The sequence below is a fragment of the Macrococcus brunensis genome (genome assembly GCF_004359615.1).
Lineage (GTDB): Bacteria > Bacillota > Bacilli > Staphylococcales > Staphylococcaceae > Macrococcus > Macrococcus brunensis.
This window is the reverse complement of the sequence record NZ_SCWA01000015.1, coordinates 1-24,330: the sequence shown is the minus strand read 5'-3', so window position 1 is coordinate 24,330 and position 24,330 is coordinate 1. Positions and strand designations below refer to the sequence as shown.

Genomic DNA, 24,330 nt, shown 5'->3' with positions numbered 1-24,330 from the left:
GACAAAAATGAATGAAACGAAAAAACAGCGTGAACGTGCCATCATACTTGCTGTTCAGCTGAAGTCACAGGATGATTTTGAGTTCAGTGAATCATTGAGCGAAATAACGTCTTTATGCGAGACAGCTGGCCTTGATGTAGAAGTACACTATACACAAAACAGAGAGCGCTCAGATAGTGCCACTTATTTAGGTAAAGGACGTATAGAAGAAATTGTCGAGCTCAGTGAACGTGAGGATATTGATTTTGATGTTGTGATTGTCAATGATGAACTGACAACAAGCCAGTCTAAACACCTGGCAGAAATATTTGATGTGAAAGTGATTGACCGGACGCAGCTGATTCTGGATATCTTTGCTCAACGTGCGCGTTCACGAGAAGGTCAGCTGCAGGTGGAGCTTGCTCAGAATGAGTATCTGCTGCCACGTCTGTCAGGACACGGTGTGAGCCTGTCGCGTCTAGGTGGGGGGATCGGTACGAGAGGGCCGGGGGAAACAAAACTCGAGACCAATCGCCGTCACATCAGGTCCAGAATCCATGATATCAAAATCCAGTTAGAAGAAATAAAAAAACACCGGGCAAGATACCGTGAGAACCGCCGAAAAAATGAAGTCTTTCAAGTGGCTTTAGTCGGCTATACGAATGCAGGTAAATCTTCATGGTTCAATCAACTGACAGACAGTAAGACGTTTGAAGAAAATCTGCTGTTCGCCACGCTTGATCCGAAGTCTAAGATGCTGTCTATCAATGACGGCTTTCAAGTCCTATTATCAGATACAGTTGGATTTATTCAGCACTTACCGACTCATCTAGTAGAAGCTTTCAGTTCCACACTGGAAGAAGCGAAGTATGCTGATGTCCTGATACATGTAGTAGACCGCAGTCATCCAAACTATAAAGGTCATATAGAGACTGTGCATACACTCCTTAAATCACTTGAGATGAGTGATATTCCTGTCCTGACCTTATTGAATAAACGAGATCTGGTCAGTGATGCCCATTTAGAGGATACCTTTGATACCCGCTATGTGTCGTCACGCAGTGAGAGTGACGTTGCGGTCGTCAAAGAAGCACTGAGCGACTTCATCCGCACCCAGTTGAATCCTTATGAAACCAGCCTGCCAGCTGACAGCGGTAAAATCATCAGTCAGCTGAAACAAGAGACGCTGATTGAGACGGTGGAGTTTGATGAGGAAACAGAACGATACGCAGTAAAAGGTTATGCACGAGATAACAGTAGTATTGTCGGCAGAATAACAGAAAAGAGAGAAAGCAATGAATGAATTAATCAATGAAATAGAAAAGAAAATAAGACCAATCCATGAAGCGATAGAAGCACGCGCACTGAGTAATCAGGAAAAAGTACTGACAGCGTTTCAGGAACAGCAGATAGCTGAAAGTGATCTGATTGGTACTTTCGGCTATGGCTATGATGATACCGGACGTGACCAGCTTGAAGCCCTTTATGCCAAAGTCTTCAAGACAGAAGATGCAATCGTCCGTCCGCAGGTGATTTCAGGTACGCATGCGATTACGCTCGCTTTGTTCAGTCATTTAAAGCATGGAGACGAACTTCTTTACATTACAGGTGAACCTTATGATACGCTGCTTGAAGTGATCGGTGTGAACGGCAGTGGTATCGGCTCATTAATAGAGAATGGCGTTCGTTACCGTGCGATTGAACTGAAAAACGGGACGATTGATATCACGACGGTACTGGACGCTATTACAGAACAGACGAAAGTCATCGCTATCCAGCGTTCAAAAGGATACGCATCGCGACCTTCTTTGACCATCAGTCAGCTTGAAACAGCTATCCAGGCGATTAAAGAAAAACATCCGGATAAAATCATTTTCGTTGATAACTGTTACGGTGAATTTGTGGAAGAACGTGAACCGACAGAAGTGGGGGCAGACCTGATTGCAGGTTCTCTGATCAAGAACCCGGGCGGCGGTATCTGTAAGATTGGGGGCTATATAGCAGGTCGGCGTGAGCTGATCGAACGCATTGGTTACCGACTGACAGCTCCAGGTATCGGCAAAGAAGCGGGTGCATCTCTTTATAGTTTACATGAGATGTATCAGGGCTTTTTCCTGGCACCGCACGTCGTCAGCCAGAGCTTAAAAGGTGCCGTGTTTACAGCGGCGTTGTTAGAAGAACTGGGCATGACGACGAGTCCAAGGTTTGATGACCAGCGCACAGATTTAATTCAGTCTGTAACATTTAATGATCCTGAGAAAATGATTACATTCTGTCAGGCGATTCAGAGTGCGAGCCCTATCAATTCTAAATTTGCACCGATGCCTGCTTATATGCCAGGTTACGAAGACGATGTGATTATGGCAGCGGGCACCTTTATACAAGGTGCATCTATCGAACTGACAGCAGATGGTCCTTTACGTGCTCCATATGAAGCATATGTCCAAGGCGGTCTGACATATGAACATGTCAAACTGGCTATTATCAGCGCAGTGAAAACCATGCAGAACAAAGGAATTTTGTCGATCTGATGACAATCTTTAGAATCCATGTCAGGAAAGCTGACATGGATTTGTTTTTTGAAAAAAAGTATGTTAGATTATAACCAAGCAAGGAGGAGATACTGTGTCAGATAGATTAAGAAGACAATTACCCGTATTTCCTATCAGCGTTGTGATGAAACTGACAGAGCTTACTGCTCGCCAGATTCGTTACTATGAGACGCATGACCTTGTGACACCACAGCGGACAGAAGGTAACCAGCGACTATTCTCAATGAATGATTTAGATAAACTGCTGGAGATCAAACTGCTGCTCGAAAAAGGATTTAACATTAAAGGCATCAAGCAGATTATGCTTGAGAAGAACGAGAATCTGTCGAAGGACGAACAGAAATTAAGAGAAAATCTTTATGATGACATCTTTAAACCAACCGGCAGAATTCCACTGAACCGCGGGGATTTATCTAGATTTTATCAATAAAAATATTGGAGGCTATTATGGCTAAGTTTACGAGAGAAGATATCATCCGTTTTGCAAATGAAGAGAATGTACGTTTCTTACGTCTGCAGTTTACAGACATTCTGGGAACAATCAAGAACGTTGAGATTCCAGTCAGCCAGCTTGAAAAAGCACTTGATAACGAAATGATGTTCGATGGTTCATCTATCGAAGGTTTCGTACGTATTGAAGAATCAGACATGAAACTTTATCCAGACCTTGATACATGGGTGATCTTCCCATGGACATCAGACAAAGGGAAAGTCGCACGTTTAATCTGTGACATCCATAAACCAGACGGTACACCATTCTCAGGAGATCCGCGTGCGAACTTAAAACGCGTCTTAAAAGAAATGGAAGAAATGGGCTTCACAGACTTCAACTTAGGGCCAGAACCAGAGTTCTTCTTATTCAAATTAGATGAAAAAGGCGAACCGACTACAGAACTGAATGACAACGGCGGATACTTCGACTTAGCACCAACAGACCTTGGTGAAAACTGCCGTCGTGATATCGTACTTGAATTAGAAGACATGGGCTTTGACATCGAAGCATCTCACCACGAAGTAGCACCAGGTCAGCACGAAATCGACTTCAAATATGCAGATGCAGTCACAGCATGTGATAACATCCAGACATTCAAATTAGTAGTCAAAACAATCGCTCGTAAACATAACCTTCATGCAACATTCATGCCTAAACCAGTATTCGGTTTAAGCGGGTCAGGTATGCACTTCAACGTGTCACTCTTCAAAGGACCGAAAGAAAATGCATTCTATGATCCAAACGGCGACATGGAATTATCAGATGACGCACGTCACTTCATCGCAGGTGTGATGAAGCACGCAAGAGGATTCACAGCAGTGTGTAACCCACTTGTTAACTCATACAAACGTTTAGTACCAGGCTACGAAGCACCTGTATATATCGCATGGAGTGGACAAAACCGTTCACCACTTGTACGTATTCCAGCATCACGCGGCATCTCTACACGTGTAGAAGTACGTTCAGTAGACCCAGCAGCGAACCCATACATGGCGCTTGCGACAATCCTGCAGGCTGGATTAGATGGTATCAAGAACAAACTTGAAGCACCAGCACCAATTGACCAGAACATCTATGAAATGAACCGCGAAGAGCGTGAAGCGGTTGGTATTGAAGACTTACCATCAACACTGTATACAGCAATCAAAGCGATGAAAGAAGACAGCGCAATGAAAGAAGCGCTTGGCGATCACATCTACCGCCAGTTCATCAACTCAAAATCTATTGAGTGGGATATGTATCGTATGCAAGTATCTGAGTGGGAAAAAGAGCAGTATCTGAAGCAGTACTAAAGATTAAAGCCCACAAAGCTGAATAGCTTTGTGGGCTTTATTAATAGCGATAAATTATTCTGGCTTTACTGTATAAATCGCTTTTTCACCACTTAAAAATGGTTCAAACTCAAGCTCAATTTCTTTAGGATTGCCTACTACTGCAAAACCTTGTTTACCACTAATTGAACGACCAGATGATAAACCATCCATTAGAGTATCGTTAATAGGATATGACTCTAATTTTTTACCGTCAGCGTAAGCAGAAACATCAGTTCCTACAGGTATATCTTCTTTACCATTATTTTTGATATCCATTTCAACCACTAATACTTTATCTGCTTTAGTTTCTGCAAACTCGTTTCTTTCATCGGTATAGTATGCTTTTGTAGGTTTAAAAGTCACATTTTTCTTAGTAACTTCATCACCAATTTTATATTTCTTCTCAGCTTCTTTACTATCTGATTTCTCTGTAGTTGATGTAGACTCTTTAGTATCAGTGGATGAATTTTCATTATCATTACCGCCACCCATTGCAGCAACACACGCACCTAATAAAATCATTAGTAAGAGTAGACCTAAACAACCAATTAAAAAAGGATTTTTCTTTTTCTTCGGTTGACGTTCTACATACACTATACGTTCTCCGTTTTCAGTGTACTGTTCACGACCTTGCTCGCTGCTGTAAACTACTTCTTTGTCTTTTCGCGCCATGTAAAAAATTCCTCTTTTCACTTATATTTTATATTCAATGGCCTTATGCCAATAAATATTAGAATTGTAAAACTTATAACATCCTTAAGTTAAAATATTCAAAATATTAATTATTACAACTTTTTATATAATACCATTGCTAAAATAAATTGACAATTGTATGTAATATGAATTAATAAATTAATTAAGTTGACAATTTGATAAATACTATTAAAAAAATAAGAAGTTTATCATCCTTTTATAGTGACTAATGTTAAAATAAAAACTAATGATGAAAGTTGACTGAATTAAGGAAGTGATGTTTTGAATAAGTTTAAAATAAACCGCTATGGCGAGATTAATCTTTTCAGCAATTCGATTGAATATGTCTCACCACTTGAAAATTTTAAGGATATACATACCAACAAAGAGAAGCTGATGGAGGACTATCAGGCGTTTTCAAATGATTTCAAACATAATAATGTGTTCTGTCAGATCACTCGTTTTAATGACTGGGGTAAATATATTTCGTTTGATTATTTTCTGCAGGATGCGACGATGTATGCTGCTATTCGTAATTATGATTTTATGACTCAGCTTGATCTTTTTTCTTCTTTAACAGATGTAGCAGAGTTTCAGGAGCAGCACCAGGTACGTGTTCTCTGGGACTTCAATAATTTTGTGATCGCTCATCATAAAGATGACAAGGATAGAGTGAAGGCGGTCCTGCACAATTTTGGTGACCTGGTCGTCTATGATGATACGACGCCCCTTAACGGTCTTAAGCGTCTAATTATACTGGGTCTCACTCAACTAAAGTCAGGTGATGTAAAGCCGCTTAAAGCTGATTTTATACATCAGGATGACGATGTTTTTCAATTTGCTGATGAGGTTCTGCGTGCTAAGGATATTCAGTCTATCCGCCGTAGTATCGATAAGCGTCTCGGTCAGGTTAAAGAAATGGGCACTGTGCCGGTAAAAAAGGAAAAGAACAAGAGTCCTAATAAGAGTCCGCTTCGTTATATTTTAATGGGTTTAGCTGCTCTTTTACTGATTGCGGCTGTATTCTTTGTTTTTCAAAATATGTCTCAAAAATCAAAAGAATCCGAAGCACTGAATCAACAGCTTAAGCAGCAGCAGAGAGTGAATGATATTTTCAGTGAATATATCAGTGGCGATAGACAGCAGGCTAAAAAACAGATGTCGACACTCAACTATGATGACTTAAACAGTGATAAGCAGCGCTCAATTTATATTAAGTGGCTAGTTGAAGAAGAACAGTATGATAAAGCACTCAGTCTTGATAAAGATGCTGCTTATTTATTAGGCCAGGATATCCATAAAAGCAAACAGTCTGCGATTACAGATCTTGCAAAAGAAAAAGATAGCGATGTGTTAAAGTTCTTTGTGGCGAGTAAAGAAGGACGGTATGATGATGTCGTCAAGCTGAGTGACAAGATTGACTTAAAAGAACGTTCTGCTGCAAATGAGCTTGTAAAAGCCTATCTTTTAACTGATCAGTCGCAGAAGCTGAAAGAAGTCATTAATAAGTCACAAAAGGATAGCCAGGAAACAGAGAATCTGACAACTGTGCAAAAGTATTATCAGCCTTATGAAAAGTCATTAAAGGATGCGACAAATCAATATGACGATAAACGTAAAGAAATTAAAGCGCTGAAAGAAACTCTAAAGAAGAAAGCAAGCAATGCCAAAGCTAAAAAGCAGCTGACACAGGCACGTAAAGAGCTGAAGAGTATAAAAAATAATCTAGTAGAAGTAAAAGCGAAGATTGCTGATATTGATGTTGAAGACATTCAATAAAAACAAGAAGCTAATAAGCCGCAGAATCAGTGATTCTGCGGCTTTAATTGAAGGAGGTATATTGTTAATGGAAGAGAGTTGTATTTTTTGTCATCACCTTAAGAAAGAACAGATACTGATGGCCTCTGCTGACTATAAGGTCTTGTTTGATATAGATCCTATTCAATATGGACATCTGCTGATTGTGGCGAGACGTCATGTCATGAATTTTAATGAACTGACAGAAGAAGAGATCGCAGATTTAGTGAAACTACAAAAAGTTTTAATCACACTGTTTGAAGATGAATTAGGGATTGGAGTGACAGTTGTATTTAATAACGGTAAGATGATGGACCAGCATACGCATTTTCACGTCCATCTTATTCCAAGATATAGTGAGGATGGTTTCTGGGATAAAGTTGAAGTTGAAATGCGAGACTCTCATATAACGTCTGCCATAGAACATATTATAAAAGAGCTCTGGACTAAGTTCAGAGCTCTTTATTCGTGTCCTGATACTTTATAAAGTGCTTTTTGACCGTTTAAGTCAAATAAAGGACCGATCTCTACTTCGAATTGTCCGAGACTCGGATTCAGTCTGAATGACTGGCTGACTTCAGCGGTTTCACCAGGCTTAATAGTGGCTGATTTATCAGAAGCGAGTGCGTATGCATCTGCTGTTTTACCATTGTAGTAAATCGTAGCGCTCTGTCCAGCATAGTAGGGTGTATCCGATGTATTTTTAACTGTGTAATAAAGCGTGACAACATCTTCAGGCTGACTCGCATCAATTTCCTGCGCTGCTTTCACTTTTGTTAAGGTAAACGTCAGATTATGGATATCTCGACTTTCACCAATTTCAGCAGCATCTGCAAGAGATTCATGAGGCAACTGCTCAGGTCCATTAATGACACTATCCATCTCTTGTTCTATTGTATAAACGGTATGACTGATGGTTTTCTCCAGCGCATGCGCGGGTGTCGTATTGCTGAATGCTGAGAGTATAATAGCTGATGTCAGGACTGTGCCTGCTAGTACTTTATTGTTCATTTTAATTCCGGCTTTCTTATTTTAATGATTGAATCTGTGTTAGTGATTTTCACAGAAGAATAGTCCTATTATAAGACCGAAAACTATATTGTCAAAGGAATATGCTTATAAAAAATATTAATCTTTTGTAAGTAATGATAAGTTTTACATTTACTCTATTTTATAATTTACAGCATTCAAAGTGAGATATAAAATAATCTTAGCATTTATCTAACATGAAGTGAGGCACATCATTGAATATCAGACCTGGAGAATTAAAAGACCTTTCAGCTATTACAGCGATATATAATCAAGGAATAGAAGATGGTATAGCAACTTTAGAAGTAAGAGGTAAATCAGAAGAAGAAGTGCGTATCTGGTTATTTGACCGTTCAGAACGCTATAGTGTATTAGTTATTGAAGAAGAAGGTGTGATTGCAGGCTGGACAGCTTTGCAGCCTTATCGTTACCGAGCTGCTTATGAGGGCGTTGCTGAACTTTCTATCTATATTGATCGCAATCAAAGAGGTAAAGGAATTGGGCGAAAACTACTAAATGCACTGGAAAAAAGCGCTCAATTAAATAACTTTCACAAACTGATGCTGATGGTGTTAGAGATTAATGAGTCAGCACACCAGCTTTATCTAAAATGTGGTTTCAGAGATATCGGTATTTTTGAAAACCATGGTTATCAGCACGGGCAGTATTATAATGTGAGAATTATGGAAAAACTGATTTAAGCATACTGAAGTATGCTTTTTTTATTTCTCTATCTTGTTAGGGAGTTCTATTGTTATTTATCTAGAATAAAAGGTTTGTTTAATAATTAATAAGTGTTTATAATATAAGTAAATAGATTAAAAAGAGAGGTCATTTTAATGAGTGATGGATTATTAGCGATTAGAAACTTGCAGAAGCTCCAGTCCGAATGGACAACCTTAAGCCGTAAAATATTGAAAAGTTATGATATCACATTCCCGCAGTTCAGAGTTTTAAACGGCATGCATGAGCTGCAGGCTTCGGGTAAAAGAATGACACAATCGATGGTAAGTGAACATACGGGGATTGATGTCATGACGCTTTCGACTATCATCCGCAATCTTGAAAATCGCAGACTGATTAGAAGACAGGAGTCACGGTCTGATACACGTGCTAAAAATGTTTATCTGACGACGATTGGTCTTAGCTTTATAGAGGAAATGGAACCTATCATAGAGCAGGCAGCTGATAGTTTTTTTGAAGAATTTTCATCTGACTTAAAGAATCAATTTTGTCAACTTTATTAATCCGATTTTCTTTCTTTTCATTATTTTTTGTAGTATGATTACACTTCAATAAAACAGCCGTTAGGAGAAAATAACCATCATGGCTTTAAAATATAAAGAAATCATGCTTGCTTACAGTAATGCTGTCGCAGAGAAAAGCCCTTTTTATCATCAATTAGGTCAGCATATGGCAGAAGATAAAGAACTAAAAGAGATTCTGAGTCCGTTTATTAGCGATAGACAGTTTATTCCGCTTTTTATGACTGCCGTCTTAACTACTTTATATCATACTGAAGATGAGCTGAGAAATTATTATTTAAATTTTTCAGATCACCCTCTGGAAATGGATTTAGAAGGTTATAAAGTGTTTAAGTCATTTGTCACTACTCATCTGGATGAAATCATGATTCTTGCGCGAAATGGTGATCTGAAGAAGAACATCGTCGAGCGTTCTGCACTTTTAATTCCTATTTTTCACTATATTATGGAACAATCCGATAAAGAAAACTTCAACGTCATTGAACTCGGTACTAAAGCCGGTCTACTGCTTAATTTTGACTGGTATGGCTATACGTTTAATAAGGACCATAAAGTAGGTCTGACTGATGATATTAATATCAAGATGAAAATTAAAGGTTATCCGTATGATACGCTCAGACCTTTGACTCATCCACGATTAAAATATGGTTTATCATCAGATGTTGTTCGACTTGAAGAAGAAGAGGCTTTTCACTGGATGATGAGTCTATTCTATCCGGAAGAAGTCAAGCGTCGTAATAATATGAAGAAAGCGCATGATATTTTGCTGGCCCACCCAGTAGAACTACTTGAAGGTAGTGAACTGGAATTACTGGAACAGACTTTAATGATAATGCCGGATGACGAACCCGTTGTTATTTTTCATATCCATCACACTAAGAACTGGTCTGACGAAAAAAAAGTGGCATTGCTTGAACTGATTCAACGTTTCTCATCTACTAAGGAGATTTACCATATTCATCATCAATTGTTTGGTCAGGACATTTTTATCGACTATACACATCATAATGTCATCAAACGAGAGAAACTCGCTAATCTTGAGCTTGATAAAATGAAAATAGAGTGGCTGCTTGGACAACCACTCAAACTTTAAGACACCTTTTAAGGTGTCTTTTTTATTGGAAAAATGCCTGATAGACGGCTCTGACTGCTGTTTCAGCTTGACCAGCGTCAATGCCGAACATCATCGAGATCTCTGATGAGCCTTGGTTGATCATTTTAAGATTGACCTGATGGCTGCTTAAAGACGACGTTGCTTTGTTAGCCGTCCCGATGGCAGTTTTCATGCCTTCGCCGACTATCATTAAAATAGCCAGATTTTCTTCCACGGAAATTTCATCTACACTGAGTTCATGTTGAATTCTGCTGATCAGTGTTGTCAGTTTACCGGATAACTGATGACTTCTTAAGACGATACTGATGTTATCAATACCAGAAGGCATATGATCATAAGAAATCTGCATCTCTTCAAGAATCGTTAATAGTTTCCGTGTAAAGCCAATCTCTCTATTCATGAGATACTTCTTCATATTGATACTCGTAAAACCTGTATCACAGCTGACACCTACAACGCCAGTAAGTGCATGAGTAGAAACAATTCGAGTGCCCGCTGCATCCGGCTCATTCGTGTTTTTAATGACAACGGGTATTGCTGTATTGATGAGTGGCGCCACTGCTTCGTCATGAAAAACTTTAAAACCTGCATAGGAGAGTTCCCGCATCTCATCATATGTAAGTTCATCGATTTTTCTCGGTTCATGGATAATATTCGGATTTGCGCTGTAAATACCGCTGACATCAGTGAAGTTCTCATAGAGTTCTGCGTGAAGTGCTTTCGCAATGATCGCCCCAGTTAAATCCGATCCTCCACGCGAGAATGTGATGATATCCTGTGTGCTGGAAACACCGAAGAAGCCAGGCACCACGATTTTTTCCTGATAGCCTGATAAACGTTCACGTATCCGGTGGTAGCTTTCCGGAAGTATCATTGCATTGCCGGGTTCATCTGAGACCGTGAGTCCTATTTCTCGCGGCGACATATAGCGGGTAGGAATGCCTTGCTCATTGTTATACTGTGCAATGAGTTTTGCATTAAAATTTTCTCCGCAAGATTTCAGCGCATCAAGCAGGTAAAGAGGTCTGCTGTGCAGGGAACTGATGAGTCGAGTCAGTTCATGTCTGATTTCATTGCTGAGCGATTGCTTGACATTAAGCTCTTGTTCTATATCTTCAAATCGTTTAACAACCGCTTCTATCTGGCTTGAATAATCTGCGCCACTTATGACTGCATGATAGATCTGGATGAGTAGGTCAGTCACCTTAATATCGTTTTCGTTTCTTTTACCGGGTGCTGAGACGATAATCACTTTTCTATTTGGATCATCATTAACAATCTTTAAGATTTTTTTAATCTGCTGAGCATCACTGACTGACGAGCCACCAAACTTACTTATTTTCATGTGAAACCTTCTTTCCACTTGATTAGTCTATAGATTCAGTTATACTATAACTAACAATCCATTACAAGAGGACAGTTGTTTATACTGAAAGTACAAAGGAGTGACGACATGATCAATATAGCGTTATTAGGACTGGGAACAGTCGGTAGTGGTGTGATTAAAATACTGGAACAAAATCAGCAGCAACTGAAAGACTATATGAATATAGAATTTAATATCAAGCATATCTATGTCAAAAATATCAATAAGAAACGGGATATTGATATTTCTAATTATCATCTGACAGACAATATGGATGACATCCTGAATGATGACCTTGATATTGTGATAGAGGTCATGGGTGGTATAGAACCGACTGTTGATTATATTCGTCATTTCTTAAATAGAGGGATTCATGTGGTGACCGCTAATAAGGATATGCTGGCCGCACATCTTGAAGAATTAGAGACACTGGCGACTAAACAGCAAGTTGCATTAAAGTACGAAGCAAGTGTAGCGGGGGGCATTCCAATAGTGAACGCCATTAACAATGGACTCAATGCCAATGCCATCCATCACTTTATGGGTATCTTTAACGGCACATCTAATTTTATATTAAGCAAAATGACACATGACAATCTGTCATTTGAAGAAGCGTTGCAGCTTGCAACAGAATTAGGGTTTGCAGAAGCGGACCCAACTGCAGATGTCGATGGTATAGACGCTCAGCGTAAAGTCGTCATCACTAGTTATCTTGCTTTTAATACTTTCATTCATTTAGAAGACTGTGAAGTAACAGGTATACGGGATGTCACGCTGACAGATATCAAGCTGGCAGAAGCGCTCGGATATCGGATCAAACTTATTGGACAGGCATCTTATGACGGTAAACGTGTTCAGGCTTCTGTTAAGCCTTGCATGCTAAGTAATCAGCATCAGCTCGCACATGTGGAGAATGAATATAACGCAATTTATGTCGACGGGGATGCTGTGGGAGATACGATGTTCTATGGACGTGGTGCAGGTAGTCTGGCAACAGGCAGTGCTGTTGTCAGTGATGTCATGTACATCATCAGTCAGCTGGAGACAAAGAAACATACATTACCGCCTCATTTTACACTCGGTGAAAGTCAGACTGCAGACAGAAAACGTGTTGTCGTCATCAGTGAACAGCCAGTTGAAGGATTAGCAGGACCACACGCTGAATATCAGGGCTCTCACGCCTATGAAGTAAATACAACTGATCTCGAGAAGTTGAACCTCACTCACGTAAAAATATATCAGATAGAAGGTGCAGAATGATGAGATGGCAAGGATTAATACATGCATATAAAACGTTTTTACCCGTTACTGACGAGACACCACTACTGACACTGAACGAAGGGAATACTCCCCTTATCCATCTGCCATATTTATCTGCTCAAATGGATATAGAGCTTTATGCAAAGTATGAAGGGGCTAATCCAACCGGCTCATTTAAAGACCGCGGTATGGTGATGGCAGTTGCAAAGGCGAAAGAAGCAGGACGGAAGGTTGTCATCTGTGCATCTACAGGCAACACTTCCGCTGCAGCTGCAGCGTATGCTGCACGAGCGGGGCTGAAAACCATCGTTGTCATACCTGAAGGTAAAATAGCCCTCGGTAAACTTGCGCAGGCCATGATTTACGGAGCTGATATCGTCTCTATTAAAGGCAACTTTGATGAAGCATTAAACATTGTGCGTAAAGTTGCCGAAAAGAGTGAAGATATTGAACTGGTCAACTCTGTCAATCCTTATCGTATAGAAGGGCAGAAGACCGCGGCATTTGAAATTGTAGATCAGCTGGACGGTGCGCCAGATGTACTGGCTATACCAGTCGGTAATGCGGGTAATATCACTGCTTACTGGCAAGGATTCAATGAGTATCACGAGCAGAAAGGGACTGCTTTACCGAAAATGTTTGGTTTTCAGGCAGAAGGTGCATCGCCTATTGTTCAAAACAAGGTGATAGAGCAGCCTGAGACTATTGCAACGGCTATCCGTATCGGTAACCCAGCTAGCTGGCAGCGTGCTGATGAAGCACGAGATTTATCAGGAGGACTGATAGATAGTGTGACTGATGAGGAAATCCTTGCTGCATATCAGCTGATGACTTCTAAAGAAGGTGTGTTTGCTGAACCGGCGAGTAACGCATCTATTGCCGGCCTCATCAAACTTCATAAGCAAGGTAAACTTCAAAGCGGGCAGAAAGTTGTAGCGGTTCTGACAGGCAATGGCTTAAAAGATCCTCAGACTGCAATTGACCAGGTCGAGCAGGTGCCAGCTGTGCTGGATAATGATGAGGAAGCCATTATCAATTATATTGAAAGACAGTTATCATGATTCGTGTCCGTGTCCCTGCATCTACTGCGAATCTAGGACCTGGATTTGATTCGTTAGGCATGGCACTGAATATTTATCTGGACATAACTGCTGAAAAAGCAGATACTTGGCATTTTAAACATTTGGGGAATGAAATAGCTTCATTGCCATCAGATTATACACATTTCATCGCACAGAAGGTCACTCAGTTCTGTCATGAACTGAATGTTAAGCCTTTCTGTCTGAATGTGACGATGAAGTCGGACATTCCTCTTGCAAGAGGTCTCGGCAGTTCCGGTACTGCGCTTATAGCAAGTCTACTCTTAGTCAATTACTACGGGAAGCTTAATCTAAGCACACAGGTTCTGGTAAATTTATTATCGAAAGAAGAAGGGCATCCTGATAATGTTGTTCCGTCATTAGTTGGCGGAGTTATTGCAGGCTGTTATTACGATGAAACATGCAGCTATGTGACACTTCCAGCTATAGACTGGCCACTCTATGTGGTTATTCCGCCTTACGAGCTGAAGACAGAAGATGCCAGACGTGTTCTTCCGTCTTCTCTCGCACTCGCTGAAGCAGTAGAAGCAAGTGCTATTTCAAATGTACTTGTTGCTGCACTCGCACAGAAAGATTATGTTCTAGCAGGACGCCTGATGGTGCAGGACCGTTTTCATGAACCTTATCGTTCTGCGCTGATTCAGGACTATCAGACGGCTAAAAGGGTTGTTCAGGATAAAGGGAGCCTGTTTATTAGTGGTGCAGGATCCACGATTTTTGTCATGGGTCATCCTGAATATACGGATTTAGATGAAAAACTGAAAAGTGAGCTGCCACATTGTGCCGTCAGAACAGTATCAGTTGATACAACAGGGGCTATCTGTGCTAAGATAAGGTAAAAAACTTAGGAGTGACACAATGTATAAACTGATTGCACTGGACATGGATGATACACTGATGACATCAGAAAATGTGATTTCTGATCGGACGAAAGAGACACTGATTCAAGCTCAGTCGTTAGGTGTCAAAGTGATCCTGGCTTCAGGTCGGCCGACGTCTGGTATGACTCAAGCAGCAAAACTGCTGGAACTTGATAAAAGAGGTTCTTATATTTTGAGTTATAATGGTGCAAGTCTGACCAGTATGAAGGATATGACAGTCGCTAAAGAGAATCTTCTTTCTAAAAGTCAATTCGATGAAGTTTATGACTACTGCAAAGAGCATGATTTCTTTGTTCTGACTTACATCAACGAGACGATTGTCTATGAGGGTCATCATCCCTATATGAACGTTGAACATGAACTGACGGGTCTGCCGATGAAAGAAGTCTCTAATCTTAAGGACTATGTAAAGGGCAGTGTACCAAAGGCAATGGCAGTTGATTTTGAGGAAAAAATAGCTGCAGCTGACCACGATCTTGACGGTAATCTGAATGGTCATATTCATGCGACGACTTCTAAACCTTTTTTCCTGGAGTTTATGGCCATGGGCGTTTCTAAAGGCGTTGCACTCAAGGAATTTGCTGAATCAGAAGGTATTCGTCAAGATGAAATCATGGCATTCGGTGATAGTGATAATGATAAAGATATGCTGGAGTATGCAGGACTCGGAGTCGCGATGGGGAATGCCAGAGAAAGTATCAAGCAGATTGCAGATATAGTGACTCATGACCATAATCATGATGGCATAGCAGAAATCATCGATCAATATATTTTAAAACACTAGAGCATGCTCTAGTGTTTTTTGTATTGATAGGCAGATAGGAGTATACAGCAAGTATCAAGTACAGGTGTCTTCAATTGATAATGGCGTGCAAGTCTATAAAATTCACCTTGAATAAAGTCATATTCAAGCAGGCGATTTTCAAGCGTATCATAATACATGCTCGTACCCATCTGAGGTGGATAGCCGTCATAGATCGCCATGATTTCATCAACGACTTCATGAGTGAACGATTCACCATGAGTATTGGCAATTAATATACCTTCTTTAAGCAAGGACTGTACTAATTCTCTGAGTTCAGGTATTTCAACTATCTGTGCTGTGTTTTTAGACAGTGCAGTCACCGTATTGATACCTAGATTGACGAGCATCTTGTACCAGAGAATCGTCAGCTGATTGGAACTGACCTCAATGACAAGTTCTGTGTCACTCAGTTCTTCTTTTAGCTGATGCATCAGCTGATGTTCAGGCAGAATCAGTTTTTTGTCCCTGAAATGCGTGACTTGCAGTCCGTTTTTCTGGCCGCTGATATAAACAGCTGCTTGAAAAGACTGAGCCATATTAAATTGAAGAAGCTGGCCGATTCCATTCTGGCAGACAATAATAATCGTATCCGGATGGCACATTTTGATTAATGCACTTCTGATTTCTGCTATTCGAGTCGCTTTGACAGCGACAAAAATGTAATCAAACTTTTCCTGATTGACGACGAGGGAGGTCACATTCAGTTTCACCTGCTGCGGCATTGATAGAATGATCTGTTGTTCTTGTCGTCCGAAAAGTCGGACATTTTTGCCGGCACTTTTCAATTCGTTTGCAATGACACTACCGACTGCTCCATTACCGATGACTGCGAAATTTGTCATAACATTCTCCTTTTCGTTGTAGTCAGATCACTCATACTTGATTATAATAAATTCAGCTCGTAAGAAGGAAGTGGTAATAATGAAAAATCTTAAAGATTTAATGACGATGAAACAAGAAGGCATCAAAATCTCTATGATGACGGCCTATGATTATCCAAGTGCTAAGCAGGTAGAAGCGGCGGGTATTGACATTATTCTCGTCGGTGACAGCTTAGGTATGACAGTGCTCGGGTATGACAGTACTATCTACGTCACACTCGAAGACATGATTCATCATGGTAAAGCAGCACGTCGTGGTGCACCTGATACGTATATCGTTGTCGATATGCCATTTGGTAGTGTCGGAATCAGCCATGACAAGGATATGCAGCACGCCATCACGTTATATCGTGAGACAAAAGCAGATGCCATTAAAATAGAGGGTGCTCATTTTGAGCTGATAGAAAAATGCAAGCTGATCGGCATACCCGTTGTCTCTCATCTCGGCCTGACTCCTCAAAGCGTCGGAATTATGGGCTACAGCGTACAAGCGAAGTCAAAGGAAACGGCAGAGCAGCTGATTCAGGATGCCATGGCAGCAGAGCGCGCAGGCGCTGTAATGCTTGTGTTAGAAGCTGTGCCGAGTGATCTCGCTGCGCATATTGCAGAACGATTGACGATTCCGGTCATAGGGATAGGTGCGGGAATAGAAACCGATGGACAAGTATTAGTCTATCATGATGTTCTGCAGTACAGTACGGAACGTAAACCAAAATTTGTTAAAATTTATGGTGACTTCAGACCAGGTGTTGAAGCATTAAAAACTTATCATGATGAAGTAAGACAGAAAAGATTTCCGACTGAAGACTATATTTATAACATACAGGTAATGGGTGAGAACAATGACTGAAATCATCAGAACAATTCAAGAAATGACTGCGATAAGCAGAGATAATAAATCAGCAGGTAAGTCTATCGGTTTTGTGCCGACAATGGGTGCCCTGCACGACGGTCATAAGGCTCTGATGACACAGGCCCGCAAAGAAAATGATATCGTGGTGATCAGTGTATTCGTCAATCCGCTGCAGTTCGGACCTAACGAGGACTATGATGCATATCCGAGACAGCTGGAACAGGATCTGACTTTAGCTGAATCTGCAGGCGTTGATTATTTATTCCATCCTGAAGCAGAAGAGATGTATCCAGAACCGGCAGCAGTCACGCTGCATGTAGGGGCTTTAGCAAATGTACTTGAAGGCGCGAAACGTCCCGGCCATTTTGACGGTGTTGTCACTGTCGTGAACAAACTTTTCAACATAGTCAAACCGACTACCGCTTACTTCGGTAGAAAAGATGCCCAGCAGCTTGCCATTATTGAGGCGATGGTTAAAGACTTCAGTCACGATATAAAGATTGTCGGCGTAGATATTATCCGGGAGGAAGACGGCCTCGCAAAAAGCTCACGCAATGTTTATCTGACAGATACAGAACGTCAGGAAGCGGTTCATTTATCCAAAAGTCTTGAAATGGCGCATCAGATAATTGCTGAGGGTACAAGAGATTCAAAAACAATTGAAGATGCGATTGAAAATTATTTAAAAGAACACACAAATGGTGTAGTCGATGAAGTGGCGGTCTATCGTTATCCGGAACTGACACAGACTAAGATTATCGACGGTCAGTGCTTTATCTCACTTGCCGTTAAGTTCAGTCAGGCACGCTTAATCGATAATACGATAATAGGAGGAGTAGAATGATCAGAACAATGATGCATGGTAAGATCCACCGTGCAAGAGTGACACAAGCAGATCTGAATTATGTCGGCAGCATCACAATTGATGCAGATATTCTTGATGCAGTGGATATTTTACCCAATGAAAAGGTAGCAATTGTCAACAACAATAATGGTGCACGTCTTGAGACTTATGTAATAGCTGGAGAAAGAGGCAGTGGTGTCATCTGTCTGAACGGTGCAGCAGCACGGCTCGTTCAAGTTGGAGATATTGTCATCATCATGAACTATGTCCAGCTGACGACTGAAGAAGCGCGTCTGCACCATCCGAAAGTCGCAGTGATGAATGAAGACAATCAGATTGTTGAAATGATTGAAGAAAAAGAGGCAACGATCATCTTATAAAAAATAAGAGGCCGTGGCCTCTTATTTACTTGTATGAGTCCATTCGTCACCTGGATGACGATGACGTTTAGTATGGGCATAGATATTGTCTGCGGCATAGTCCTCATTCGTGTAGACAGTGATGTCAAAAAATGCCTGGTCTGTGTCAAAAGGTTCAGTCAAGTACTGATCTTTTAGATGTTCGAATAGTCGTCTCATCGCTATATGATCGAGGCTTGGGTATTCTCTTAAAATCTTCTTGATCAACAGACCATTCTTATTGTATACGCCTTGAACGACAATGACGAAAGTTTCATTCTCTTTTATGACATCATCAAAAATATTAATTTGTCCATTAGCCATAGGAATCCTCCTTGTTAGCGTTTTCTTTATTATAACTGAAAAGCAGGGAACTGACATCAGTTCCCTGCTTTTTATTTATTTATATGATGTTTAGAGAGGTCGATTTCATTAAGTGGAATGACTTTTGTTTTTCGAACGACTTTATAGATAATATATGAGCCGACCGCAATGATAATCGGTGTCACAGACTCAACCAGTTTAGGCCAGTTCAGAGCCATAATATCAGCGGATGATTGTCCGATCAGTAGGAAAAGAACCGTGCCGATGACAAGAATATCACCAATAGGATGCAGGGGTGCTTGATAACTGAGCAGCTCATGAATATCTCTATTTTGCGCTTTAATAGCGGCCCGGAGTCTGAAATGACTGAAGACGCTGATTGCCCAGACGATAAGGACAAGTGTACCGAGCATGTTTAGAAGCTTAGAGTATCCACCCATATCAATATGCGCGTAAATAATGGTGATGATGATTAATGCAGTTGTTAAGAGCAGTGCGTTAAAAGGCATATTGCGTTTATTGAGTCTGCCTAAAAAAGCTGGCGCCTGTTTGTCCTGACTCAGTGAGTGAAGGAGACGGCTCGTCGCATATAATCCAGAGTTACCTGCTGATAAAACCGCTGTTAAGATAACCGCGTTCATTATAGAAGCTGCAAATAAAATACCGATTTTTTCGAAGATGAGTGTGAATGGACTCATCGCTACGTCAGATGCTTCGTTTAACAGTCTTGGATCGGTATAAGGAAGCAGGGCACCGATGACGAAAATCGAACCGATATAGAAGATGAGGATACGCCAGAAGACCTGCTTGATAGCTTTAGGCATAGACTCCTGTGGATTATCTGATTCCCCGGCAGTGACAGCAACGACTTCAGTACCCCCGAAAGAGAATCCCGCTACTACAAGAACACCGAGTAATCCAAGTGTTCCATTGACGAACGGTGCTTCGCCGACTGTGAAGTTTTTAAGACCTACAGGCTCTCCGCCAATAATACCGAAAATCATAAGAACACCCATTATAAGGAAAAGAATAATCGTAATTACTTTTACGAACGAAAACCAGTATTCCGCTTCACCGAAAGATTTTACAGAAAACGCATTTAACAAGAATAGAAGCACTAAAAAGACAAAACACCAGACGAGTGAACTGACGCCGCTGAATGTGTCCCAGTAGGATAACACTTTGGCAGCCGTAATGATATCTATACTCGCTACAAGTGACCAGATGATCCAGTACATCCATCCCACTGTAAATCCAGCAGCTGGATCAATAAAACGCTGTGCATATGCACTAAAAGAGCCGGATACCGGATAAAAGGTAGCAAGTTCCCCTAGAGAAGTCATCAAGAAATAAATCATGACCCCGATCAGCATATAAGCCACTAATGCACCGCCAGGACCTGCCTGACTGACAATAGCACCACTCGCCATAAAGAGACCCGTTCCAAGCGATCCTCCTATAGCAATCATAGAAATATGACGTGTCTTTAAATCTCTGTCCATTTGTTTTTGTTCCATTAGATTCACTTCCTTTTTTAACTATGTCTAAGATTGTATAATGATACGCCTAATTTAGCAAGTAAAAGTTTTAACGCTTAAAACCTTCGACGCGTTAAAGTGATATAAATAACAGATACACCCTTGCATTATCATAAGAATGAGTCTAATATAATATATCGAAATGATTACGATTAGGAGATGCAAATATGAAAAAACTTTCAACACTTTTATTGATGGGTACACTGGTTCTTGGTGCATGCGGACAAAACAGCAGTGATAAAGGAGAACAACTTGAGGTCTATACGACTGTCTTTCCATTTAAATCAATGACCGAGCAAATTGGTGGTGATCATGTAGAAGTAAAGAGTATTTATCCGAATGGCACAGATATCCATACGTTTGAACCGACTCAGCAAGATACGTTGAATATTGCGAAAGGTGATCTCTTCATTTATTCAAGTGATGAACTTGATCCTGTTGCTGCAAAGATCAACAAAGCAGCTAAAAATAAAAATACGTTAGCAGTTGCCTCAAATCTTGAAGAAAAACAGTTACTTGAGCACCATCATGACCACGGAGATGAGCATGAACATGAACACGAGCATGGCCATGAAGAGAGTGCACATGACCCACATGTCTGGCTGGACCCAGTGATGAATAAAACATTCGCTAAAGAAATTAAAGATAAACTCGTTAAACTTGATCCAGAGAACAAAAAGGACTATAGCAAGAACTATGAAAAATTAGTTAAAGAGATTGATGACATAGATACTCAACTAAAACAAATCACAAAAAACCCCAAAAGGGACACTGTTTATATTTCTCATGAGTCGATCGGCTACTTAGCTAATCGTTACCACTTTACTGAAAAAGGTGTTTCAGGTATGAACAATGAAGAACCTTCACAGCAGGAGATTGTGACGATAATCAATGATATCAATGACTTAAAAGTGCCTTACATTTTATATGAGCAGAATATTCCTTCTAAGATTACGGATGTAATCAAGGACAAAACAAAAACAGAGGCACTTAAGTTTCATAATATGTCTGTACTGACAGACGACGATGTTAAAAATAAAGATGTGACTTATCAAACAATCATGAAGCAGAATATTGAATCACTTGATAAAGCATTAAATCAATAAAATATTAAAAAACAGTATTTTTCACTTTACAAAGTTATCATTAACCGGTAAATTACCCTATGGACGAATTATTTTATCAAAAGTCTAATTAAAAGTTCGTATTTGAAAAGAGGGGTAATAATGGAAGAAGTATTTGATTATGAAGATATTCAATTGATTCCGAACAAGTGTATCGTGACGAGCAGAAGTGAATGTAATACATCTATAGAATTTGGTCCTAAAACTTTTAAGATTCCTGTAGTCCCAGCTAATATGCAGACTGTTATGAATGAAGAACTGGCTGAATGGTTTGCGAGTCAGGATTATTTCTATATTATGCACCGCTTTGACGAAGCGGCACGTATTCCTTTCGTCAAACGCATGCAGGAAAAAGAGCTGTTCGCCTCTATTTCAGTGGGTGTTAAAGAAGGAGAATATCGCTTTGTTGAGCAGCTGGCAGCAGAAGGTCTAGTTCCAGAGTATACGACGATTGATATCGCGCATGGACACTCTGACCAGGTCATCAATATGATCAAACATATTAAAGAGCATATTCCAGGTACATTCCTGATTGCAGGTAACGTCGGTACACCTGAAGCAGTTCGTGAACTTGAGAACGCTGGAGCTGATGCTACGAAGGTGGGTATTGGGCCAGGACGTGTCTGCATCACTAAGATTAAGACAGGCTTTGGTACAGGCGGCTGGCAGTTAGCAGCAGTTAAACAATGTGCGAAGGCAGCACGTAAACCGATTATCGCTGATGGGGGTATCCGTACGCATGGTGATATCGCGAAGTCAATCCGCTTCGGTGCTTCTATGATCATGGTCGGTTCATTATTTGCTGCTCACGAGGAATCTCCTGGTGAGACAGTTGAACTTGACGGTAAACTGTATAAAGAATACTTCGGCAGCGCTTCAGAGTTTCAGAAGGGCGAGAAAAAGAATGTTGAAGGTAAAAAAATGTTCGTTGAGCATAAAGGTTCATTAAAAGATACATTAATTGAAATGCAGCAGGACCTTCAGTCTTCTATCTCATATGCAGGCGGAAAAGATCTTGAATCCATTCGCAAAGTCAATTACGTCATTGTTAAAAACTCAATATTTAATGGTGATACGGATCGCTAAAAAATACATGACTTCGGTCATGTATTTTTTGTTTGATGTCATTTATGCTATAATCGTATTTATTTCTGGAGTGAAGTCATGAAAAAACTGCTATTATTCTGCATACTTGCAGCTGTACTCTTCTTGGTGCCTGTTAACTTCTCGACACTTCCTGATCACGCGACATTATCCGTTAAAGAAAGCTTGAGACATCTGACAGCACAAGAACGACCTGAAAAAACAAAGGCAGTATCAGTTGGTCGTATCAAGATGAATATGTCCAAAAGTCAGGTCAATCATATACTGGGTAAAGAAAAACGAGTGCTGCGCAATCCTTATTGGAGTTGGACGCTCTATCATCAGCAGTATCAGCATTTCGTTATGGTTGGGTTTATGAATAACCGGGTCGCTGCTCTATATTCAAATGATCCACAGTATATAGATAGTCAGGGAGTACTAACAGCAAAGTCACTAGAACAGGTAAAAAAGTTAAAAGGAACACCATTATCAGTAGAAGCGGGTTCAAATTATCGTTTCAGGTTAAGCGATAAACATGTGCTGAGATATCGAGCAGAAGGTATTAGATCGACCTATTATTTTGATCAGTTTAATCGGCGAGTGGATGCACTGATAATAATGTCTGACAGCTATTTCAATCAGAAACAGCAGTTCTATGGTCATCCATCCGTACAGCTGGCGAGAAGCTACGAGCAGCTTGATTTCGAACTGATCAATGCATCACGTGTGAAGCGAGGGTTATCAGCGCTTCAATTTAATGATAAAATAAGTCATACTGCACGACAACATTCAATAGACATGGCTGAAAATCATTTTTTCAGTCATGTCAATCAGCAGGGGCAGACACCATTCGACCGGATGAAGCAAGAGGGACTTCACTTTTCTACCGCGGGCGAGAATATCGCTTATGGACAGGTTTCCTCTATAGAGGCGCATCACGGACTGATGAATTCAAAAGGACATAGACAGAATATATTGAATCGTCACTATCTTGAAGTAGGTACAGGCGTTGCATTCAATGAGAAAAACGCACCGTATTATACCGAAAATTTTATAACTGAGAATTAGGAGATTATATGGCTAAAGAGAAAATTTTTTCATCATTGCTCGTTACGACAGAAGAAAGTATTTTAGTAGAGGACATTGGTAATAAACAGATGAAGCTTCCTTCTGTAATGAAGAGAAGTAATCAATCGATTCAGCAGAGTGCTAACAACTTTGCTGCCAGTCTGCATAAACAGCTGAAAGTTGGGGGGATTCTTTTTGTAGTTGAAGACAAGAAGTTGATGAAGACTTTCTTATCAGCTTCTACAGTCAATGCAACATCATTTGTATTTAACGTAAGAAATCATGACGAATTCAAAGTGAAAAAACCTTATGTCTGGTTATCTTTTGATCATCTGGACCAACTGGATATAGCTGATGAACTGAAAAAGATTATTATTTCAAATCAAGTCATCAAATCAAGTGTCCCGCTTGTTAATCTGCACTAAAAAAACCGATGGAAAAAACGGACTGACCCCAATTAATGGGACAGAATAAAAAACACTCTTGTTGAATTCATATAAAATGAATTTGATAGGAGTGTTTTATTATGCAGAGAATTGCTTATTCAAGTGAAGTTAAATGGAAATGTGT

Annotated in this window: 26 protein-coding genes; 20 read left to right on the top strand and 6 right to left on the bottom strand. The window is 40.3% G+C overall.

Annotated elements, in window-relative coordinates; genetic code table 11:
* The first annotated feature begins 7 nt into the window (after positions 1–7).
* The 4 genes from hflX to glnA all read left to right on the top strand — a co-directional run bounded on the left by hflX (position 8) and on the right by glnA (position 4,316).
* The gene (hflX, locus tag ERX27_RS08575; protein WP_133432454.1) at positions 8–1,282 is read left to right on the top strand and encodes a GTPase HflX; all 1,275 of its coding nucleotides are present in this window, start codon (positions 8–10) and stop codon (positions 1,280–1,282) included.
* Entirely contained in the window at positions 1,275–2,510 is a 1,236-nt protein-coding gene (locus tag ERX27_RS08570; RefSeq protein WP_133432426.1) for a methionine gamma-lyase family protein, read from the top strand. The genes hflX and ERX27_RS08570 overlap by 8 nt, the downstream gene beginning before the upstream one ends.
* Before the next feature lie 145 nt (positions 2,511–2,655).
* Positions 2,656–2,961: a MerR family transcriptional regulator gene (locus ERX27_RS08565; RefSeq protein WP_133432453.1), complete on the top strand. Its 306-nt coding sequence runs from the start codon at positions 2,656–2,658 to the stop codon at positions 2,959–2,961.
* 17 nt (positions 2,962–2,978) lie between these two features.
* The gene (gene glnA / locus ERX27_RS08560) at positions 2,979–4,316 is read left to right on the top strand and encodes a type I glutamate--ammonia ligase (RefSeq protein ID WP_133432425.1); all 1,338 of its coding nucleotides are present in this window, start codon (positions 2,979–2,981) and stop codon (positions 4,314–4,316) included.
* 54 nt (positions 4,317–4,370) lie between these two features.
* On the opposite strand, the gene ERX27_RS08555 is transcribed toward glnA, so the two are convergent.
* Positions 4,371–5,009, bottom strand: coding sequence for a DUF4352 domain-containing protein (locus tag ERX27_RS08555; protein WP_133432424.1), 639 nt, complete (start codon positions 5,007–5,009; stop codon positions 4,371–4,373).
* Positions 5,010–5,312: 303 nt separating this feature from the next.
* Here ERX27_RS08555 and ERX27_RS08550 point away from each other — a divergent pair, with 303 nt between their 5' ends.
* Positions 5,313–6,809 carry a hypothetical protein gene (locus ERX27_RS08550; protein WP_133432423.1) on the top strand — a complete coding sequence of 499 codons (1,497 nt, stop codon included), beginning with the start codon at positions 5,313–5,315 and terminating at the stop codon, positions 6,807–6,809.
* Positions 6,810–6,876: 67 nt separating this feature from the next.
* Positions 6,877–7,314 carry an HIT family protein gene (locus ERX27_RS08545; RefSeq protein WP_133432422.1) on the top strand — a complete coding sequence of 146 codons (438 nt, stop codon included), beginning with the start codon at positions 6,877–6,879 and terminating at the stop codon, positions 7,312–7,314.
* Here ERX27_RS08545 and ERX27_RS08540 read toward each other — a convergent pair.
* A complete protein-coding gene (locus ERX27_RS08540) occupies positions 7,290–7,838 on the bottom strand; it encodes a DUF4352 domain-containing protein (RefSeq protein WP_133432421.1) in 549 nt (182 codons plus the stop codon). The genes ERX27_RS08545 and ERX27_RS08540 overlap by 25 nt on opposite strands.
* Positions 7,839–8,071: 233 nt before the next feature.
* Between ERX27_RS08540 and ERX27_RS08535 the strand changes: the two genes are divergently transcribed.
* The 3 genes from ERX27_RS08535 (at position 8,072) to ERX27_RS08525 (ending at position 10,214) form a co-directional block, all read left to right on the top strand.
* The gene (locus tag ERX27_RS08535; protein WP_133432420.1) at positions 8,072–8,557 is read left to right on the top strand and encodes an arsinothricin resistance N-acetyltransferase ArsN1 family A; all 486 of its coding nucleotides are present in this window, start codon (positions 8,072–8,074) and stop codon (positions 8,555–8,557) included.
* Between the two features lie 138 nt (positions 8,558–8,695).
* Positions 8,696–9,103, top strand: coding sequence for a MarR family winged helix-turn-helix transcriptional regulator (locus ERX27_RS08530; protein ID WP_133432419.1), 408 nt, complete (start codon positions 8,696–8,698; stop codon positions 9,101–9,103).
* Positions 9,104–9,182: 79 nt separating this feature from the next.
* Positions 9,183–10,214 (top strand): DUF2332 family protein, encoded by a 1,032-nt coding sequence (locus ERX27_RS08525; protein WP_133432418.1) that lies wholly within the window; start codon positions 9,183–9,185, stop codon positions 10,212–10,214.
* A 22-nt stretch (positions 10,215–10,236) separates the two neighbouring features.
* Here ERX27_RS08525 and ERX27_RS08520 read toward each other — a convergent pair whose 3' ends face one another.
* Positions 10,237–11,580, bottom strand: a complete 1,344-nt coding sequence (locus ERX27_RS08520) for an aspartate kinase (RefSeq protein WP_133432417.1) — start codon at positions 11,578–11,580, stop codon at positions 10,237–10,239.
* A 108-nt stretch (positions 11,581–11,688) separates the two neighbouring features.
* Between ERX27_RS08520 and ERX27_RS08515 the strand changes: the two genes are divergently transcribed.
* Genes ERX27_RS08515 through ERX27_RS08500 form a run of 4 tightly spaced genes read left to right on the top strand, consistent with a single transcriptional unit; the run spans position 11,689 to position 15,626 of the window.
* Positions 11,689–12,861, top strand: coding sequence for a homoserine dehydrogenase (locus tag ERX27_RS08515; protein ID WP_133432416.1), 1,173 nt, complete (start codon positions 11,689–11,691; stop codon positions 12,859–12,861).
* Positions 12,858–13,922, top strand: coding sequence for a threonine synthase (gene thrC / locus ERX27_RS08510; protein WP_133432415.1), 1,065 nt, complete (start codon positions 12,858–12,860; stop codon positions 13,920–13,922). Before ERX27_RS08515 ends, thrC begins: the two co-directional genes overlap by 4 nt.
* Entirely contained in the window at positions 13,919–14,800 is an 882-nt protein-coding gene (thrB, locus tag ERX27_RS08505) for a homoserine kinase (protein WP_133432414.1), read from the top strand. Before thrC ends, thrB begins: the two co-directional genes overlap by 4 nt.
* A 19-nt stretch (positions 14,801–14,819) precedes the next feature.
* Positions 14,820–15,626, top strand: coding sequence for a Cof-type HAD-IIB family hydrolase (locus ERX27_RS08500; protein WP_133432413.1), 807 nt, complete (start codon positions 14,820–14,822; stop codon positions 15,624–15,626).
* An 8-nt stretch (positions 15,627–15,634) separates the two neighbouring features.
* On the opposite strand, the gene ERX27_RS08495 is transcribed toward ERX27_RS08500, so the two are convergent.
* Positions 15,635–16,489: an oxidoreductase gene (locus tag ERX27_RS08495; protein ID WP_133432412.1), complete on the bottom strand. Its 855-nt coding sequence runs from the start codon at positions 16,487–16,489 to the stop codon at positions 15,635–15,637.
* 79 nt (positions 16,490–16,568) lie between these two features.
* Between ERX27_RS08495 and panB the strand changes: the two genes are divergently transcribed.
* The 3 genes from panB to panD are packed head-to-tail and all read left to right on the top strand — an operon-like array spanning position 16,569 to position 18,605.
* Positions 16,569–17,378 (top strand): 3-methyl-2-oxobutanoate hydroxymethyltransferase, encoded by an 810-nt coding sequence (gene panB, locus ERX27_RS08490; RefSeq protein ID WP_133432411.1) that lies wholly within the window; start codon positions 16,569–16,571, stop codon positions 17,376–17,378.
* On the top strand, positions 17,371–18,225 hold the full coding sequence (panC, locus tag ERX27_RS08485; protein ID WP_133432410.1) for a pantoate--beta-alanine ligase: 855 nt from the start codon (positions 17,371–17,373) through the stop codon (positions 18,223–18,225). Before panB ends, panC begins: the two co-directional genes overlap by 8 nt.
* Positions 18,222–18,605 (top strand): aspartate 1-decarboxylase, encoded by a 384-nt coding sequence (panD, locus tag ERX27_RS08480; RefSeq protein WP_133432409.1) that lies wholly within the window; start codon positions 18,222–18,224, stop codon positions 18,603–18,605. Before panC ends, panD begins: the two co-directional genes overlap by 4 nt.
* A gap of 21 nt (positions 18,606–18,626) precedes the next feature.
* Here panD and ERX27_RS08475 read toward each other — a convergent pair whose 3' ends face one another.
* Together ERX27_RS08475 and ERX27_RS08470 are read right to left on the bottom strand one after the other, a co-directional pair.
* Entirely contained in the window at positions 18,627–18,947 is a 321-nt protein-coding gene (locus ERX27_RS08475) for a hypothetical protein (RefSeq protein WP_133432408.1), read from the bottom strand.
* Positions 18,948–19,018: 71 nt separating this feature from the next.
* Positions 19,019–20,464 (bottom strand): amino acid permease, encoded by a 1,446-nt coding sequence (locus ERX27_RS08470; protein ID WP_133432407.1) that lies wholly within the window; start codon positions 20,462–20,464, stop codon positions 19,019–19,021.
* Between the two features lie 188 nt (positions 20,465–20,652).
* On the opposite strand from ERX27_RS08470, the gene ERX27_RS08465 reads away from it, so the two are divergent.
* The 4 genes from ERX27_RS08465 to ERX27_RS08450 all read left to right on the top strand — a co-directional run bounded on the left by ERX27_RS08465 (position 20,653) and on the right by ERX27_RS08450 (position 24,185).
* Positions 20,653–21,591 carry a metal ABC transporter solute-binding protein, Zn/Mn family gene (locus ERX27_RS08465; protein WP_133432406.1) on the top strand — a complete coding sequence of 313 codons (939 nt, stop codon included), beginning with the start codon at positions 20,653–20,655 and terminating at the stop codon, positions 21,589–21,591.
* 120 nt (positions 21,592–21,711) lie between these two features.
* Complete coding sequence (gene guaC / locus ERX27_RS08460) at positions 21,712–22,695, top strand: GMP reductase (RefSeq protein ID WP_133432405.1); 984 nt, start codon at positions 21,712–21,714, stop codon at positions 22,693–22,695.
* Positions 22,696–22,773: 78 nt separating this feature from the next.
* Complete coding sequence (locus ERX27_RS08455; RefSeq protein ID WP_133432404.1) at positions 22,774–23,760, top strand: CAP domain-containing protein; 987 nt, start codon at positions 22,774–22,776, stop codon at positions 23,758–23,760.
* Between the two features lie 8 nt (positions 23,761–23,768).
* Positions 23,769–24,185, top strand: coding sequence for a hypothetical protein (locus ERX27_RS08450; protein ID WP_133432403.1), 417 nt, complete (start codon positions 23,769–23,771; stop codon positions 24,183–24,185).
* Positions 24,186–24,330: the final 145 nt, after the last annotated feature.

What these genes read in the sequence shown, in the direction of transcription:
- ERX27_RS08520 (WP_133432417.1), bottom strand. Translation starts at nt 11,580, where the DNA reads ATGAAAATAAGTAAGTTTGGTGGCTCGTCAGTCAGTGATGCTCAGCAG.
- ERX27_RS08555 (WP_133432424.1), bottom strand. Translation starts at nt 5,009, where the DNA reads ATGGCGCGAAAAGACAAAGAAGTAGTTTACAGCAGCGAGCAAGGTCGT.
- ERX27_RS08465 (WP_133432406.1), top strand. Translation starts at nt 20,653, where the DNA reads ATGAAAAAACTTTCAACACTTTTATTGATGGGTACACTGGTTCTTGGT.
- guaC (WP_133432405.1), top strand. Translation starts at nt 21,712, where the DNA reads ATGGAAGAAGTATTTGATTATGAAGATATTCAATTGATTCCGAACAAG.
- ERX27_RS08545 (WP_133432422.1), top strand. Translation starts at nt 6,877, where the DNA reads ATGGAAGAGAGTTGTATTTTTTGTCATCACCTTAAGAAAGAACAGATA.
- glnA (WP_133432425.1), top strand. Translation starts at nt 2,979, where the DNA reads ATGGCTAAGTTTACGAGAGAAGATATCATCCGTTTTGCAAATGAAGAG.
- ERX27_RS08500 (WP_133432413.1), top strand. Translation starts at nt 14,820, where the DNA reads ATGTATAAACTGATTGCACTGGACATGGATGATACACTGATGACATCA.
- ERX27_RS08530 (WP_133432419.1), top strand. Translation starts at nt 8,696, where the DNA reads ATGAGTGATGGATTATTAGCGATTAGAAACTTGCAGAAGCTCCAGTCC.
- panC (WP_133432410.1), top strand. Translation starts at nt 17,371, where the DNA reads ATGACTGAAATCATCAGAACAATTCAAGAAATGACTGCGATAAGCAGA.
- ERX27_RS08495 (WP_133432412.1), bottom strand. Translation starts at nt 16,489, where the DNA reads ATGACAAATTTCGCAGTCATCGGTAATGGAGCAGTCGGTAGTGTCATT.
- panD (WP_133432409.1), top strand. Translation starts at nt 18,222, where the DNA reads ATGATCAGAACAATGATGCATGGTAAGATCCACCGTGCAAGAGTGACA.
- ERX27_RS08455 (WP_133432404.1), top strand. Translation starts at nt 22,774, where the DNA reads ATGAAAAAACTGCTATTATTCTGCATACTTGCAGCTGTACTCTTCTTG.
- ERX27_RS08540 (WP_133432421.1), bottom strand. Translation starts at nt 7,838, where the DNA reads ATGAACAATAAAGTACTAGCAGGCACAGTCCTGACATCAGCTATTATA.
- ERX27_RS08565 (WP_133432453.1), top strand. Translation starts at nt 2,656, where the DNA reads ATGAAACTGACAGAGCTTACTGCTCGCCAGATTCGTTACTATGAGACG.
- thrB (WP_133432414.1), top strand. Translation starts at nt 13,919, where the DNA reads ATGATTCGTGTCCGTGTCCCTGCATCTACTGCGAATCTAGGACCTGGA.
- ERX27_RS08450 (WP_133432403.1), top strand. Translation starts at nt 23,769, where the DNA reads ATGGCTAAAGAGAAAATTTTTTCATCATTGCTCGTTACGACAGAAGAA.
- hflX (WP_133432454.1), top strand. Translation starts at nt 8, where the DNA reads ATGAATGAAACGAAAAAACAGCGTGAACGTGCCATCATACTTGCTGTT.
- ERX27_RS08515 (WP_133432416.1), top strand. Translation starts at nt 11,689, where the DNA reads ATGATCAATATAGCGTTATTAGGACTGGGAACAGTCGGTAGTGGTGTG.
- ERX27_RS08475 (WP_133432408.1), bottom strand. Translation starts at nt 18,947, where the DNA reads ATGGCTAATGGACAAATTAATATTTTTGATGATGTCATAAAAGAGAAT.
- panB (WP_133432411.1), top strand. Translation starts at nt 16,569, where the DNA reads ATGAAAAATCTTAAAGATTTAATGACGATGAAACAAGAAGGCATCAAA.
- thrC (WP_133432415.1), top strand. Translation starts at nt 12,858, where the DNA reads ATGATGAGATGGCAAGGATTAATACATGCATATAAAACGTTTTTACCC.
- ERX27_RS08570 (WP_133432426.1), top strand. Translation starts at nt 1,275, where the DNA reads ATGAATGAATTAATCAATGAAATAGAAAAGAAAATAAGACCAATCCAT.
- ERX27_RS08470 (WP_133432407.1), bottom strand. Translation starts at nt 20,464, where the DNA reads ATGGAACAAAAACAAATGGACAGAGATTTAAAGACACGTCATATTTCT.
- ERX27_RS08525 (WP_133432418.1), top strand. Translation starts at nt 9,183, where the DNA reads ATGGCTTTAAAATATAAAGAAATCATGCTTGCTTACAGTAATGCTGTC.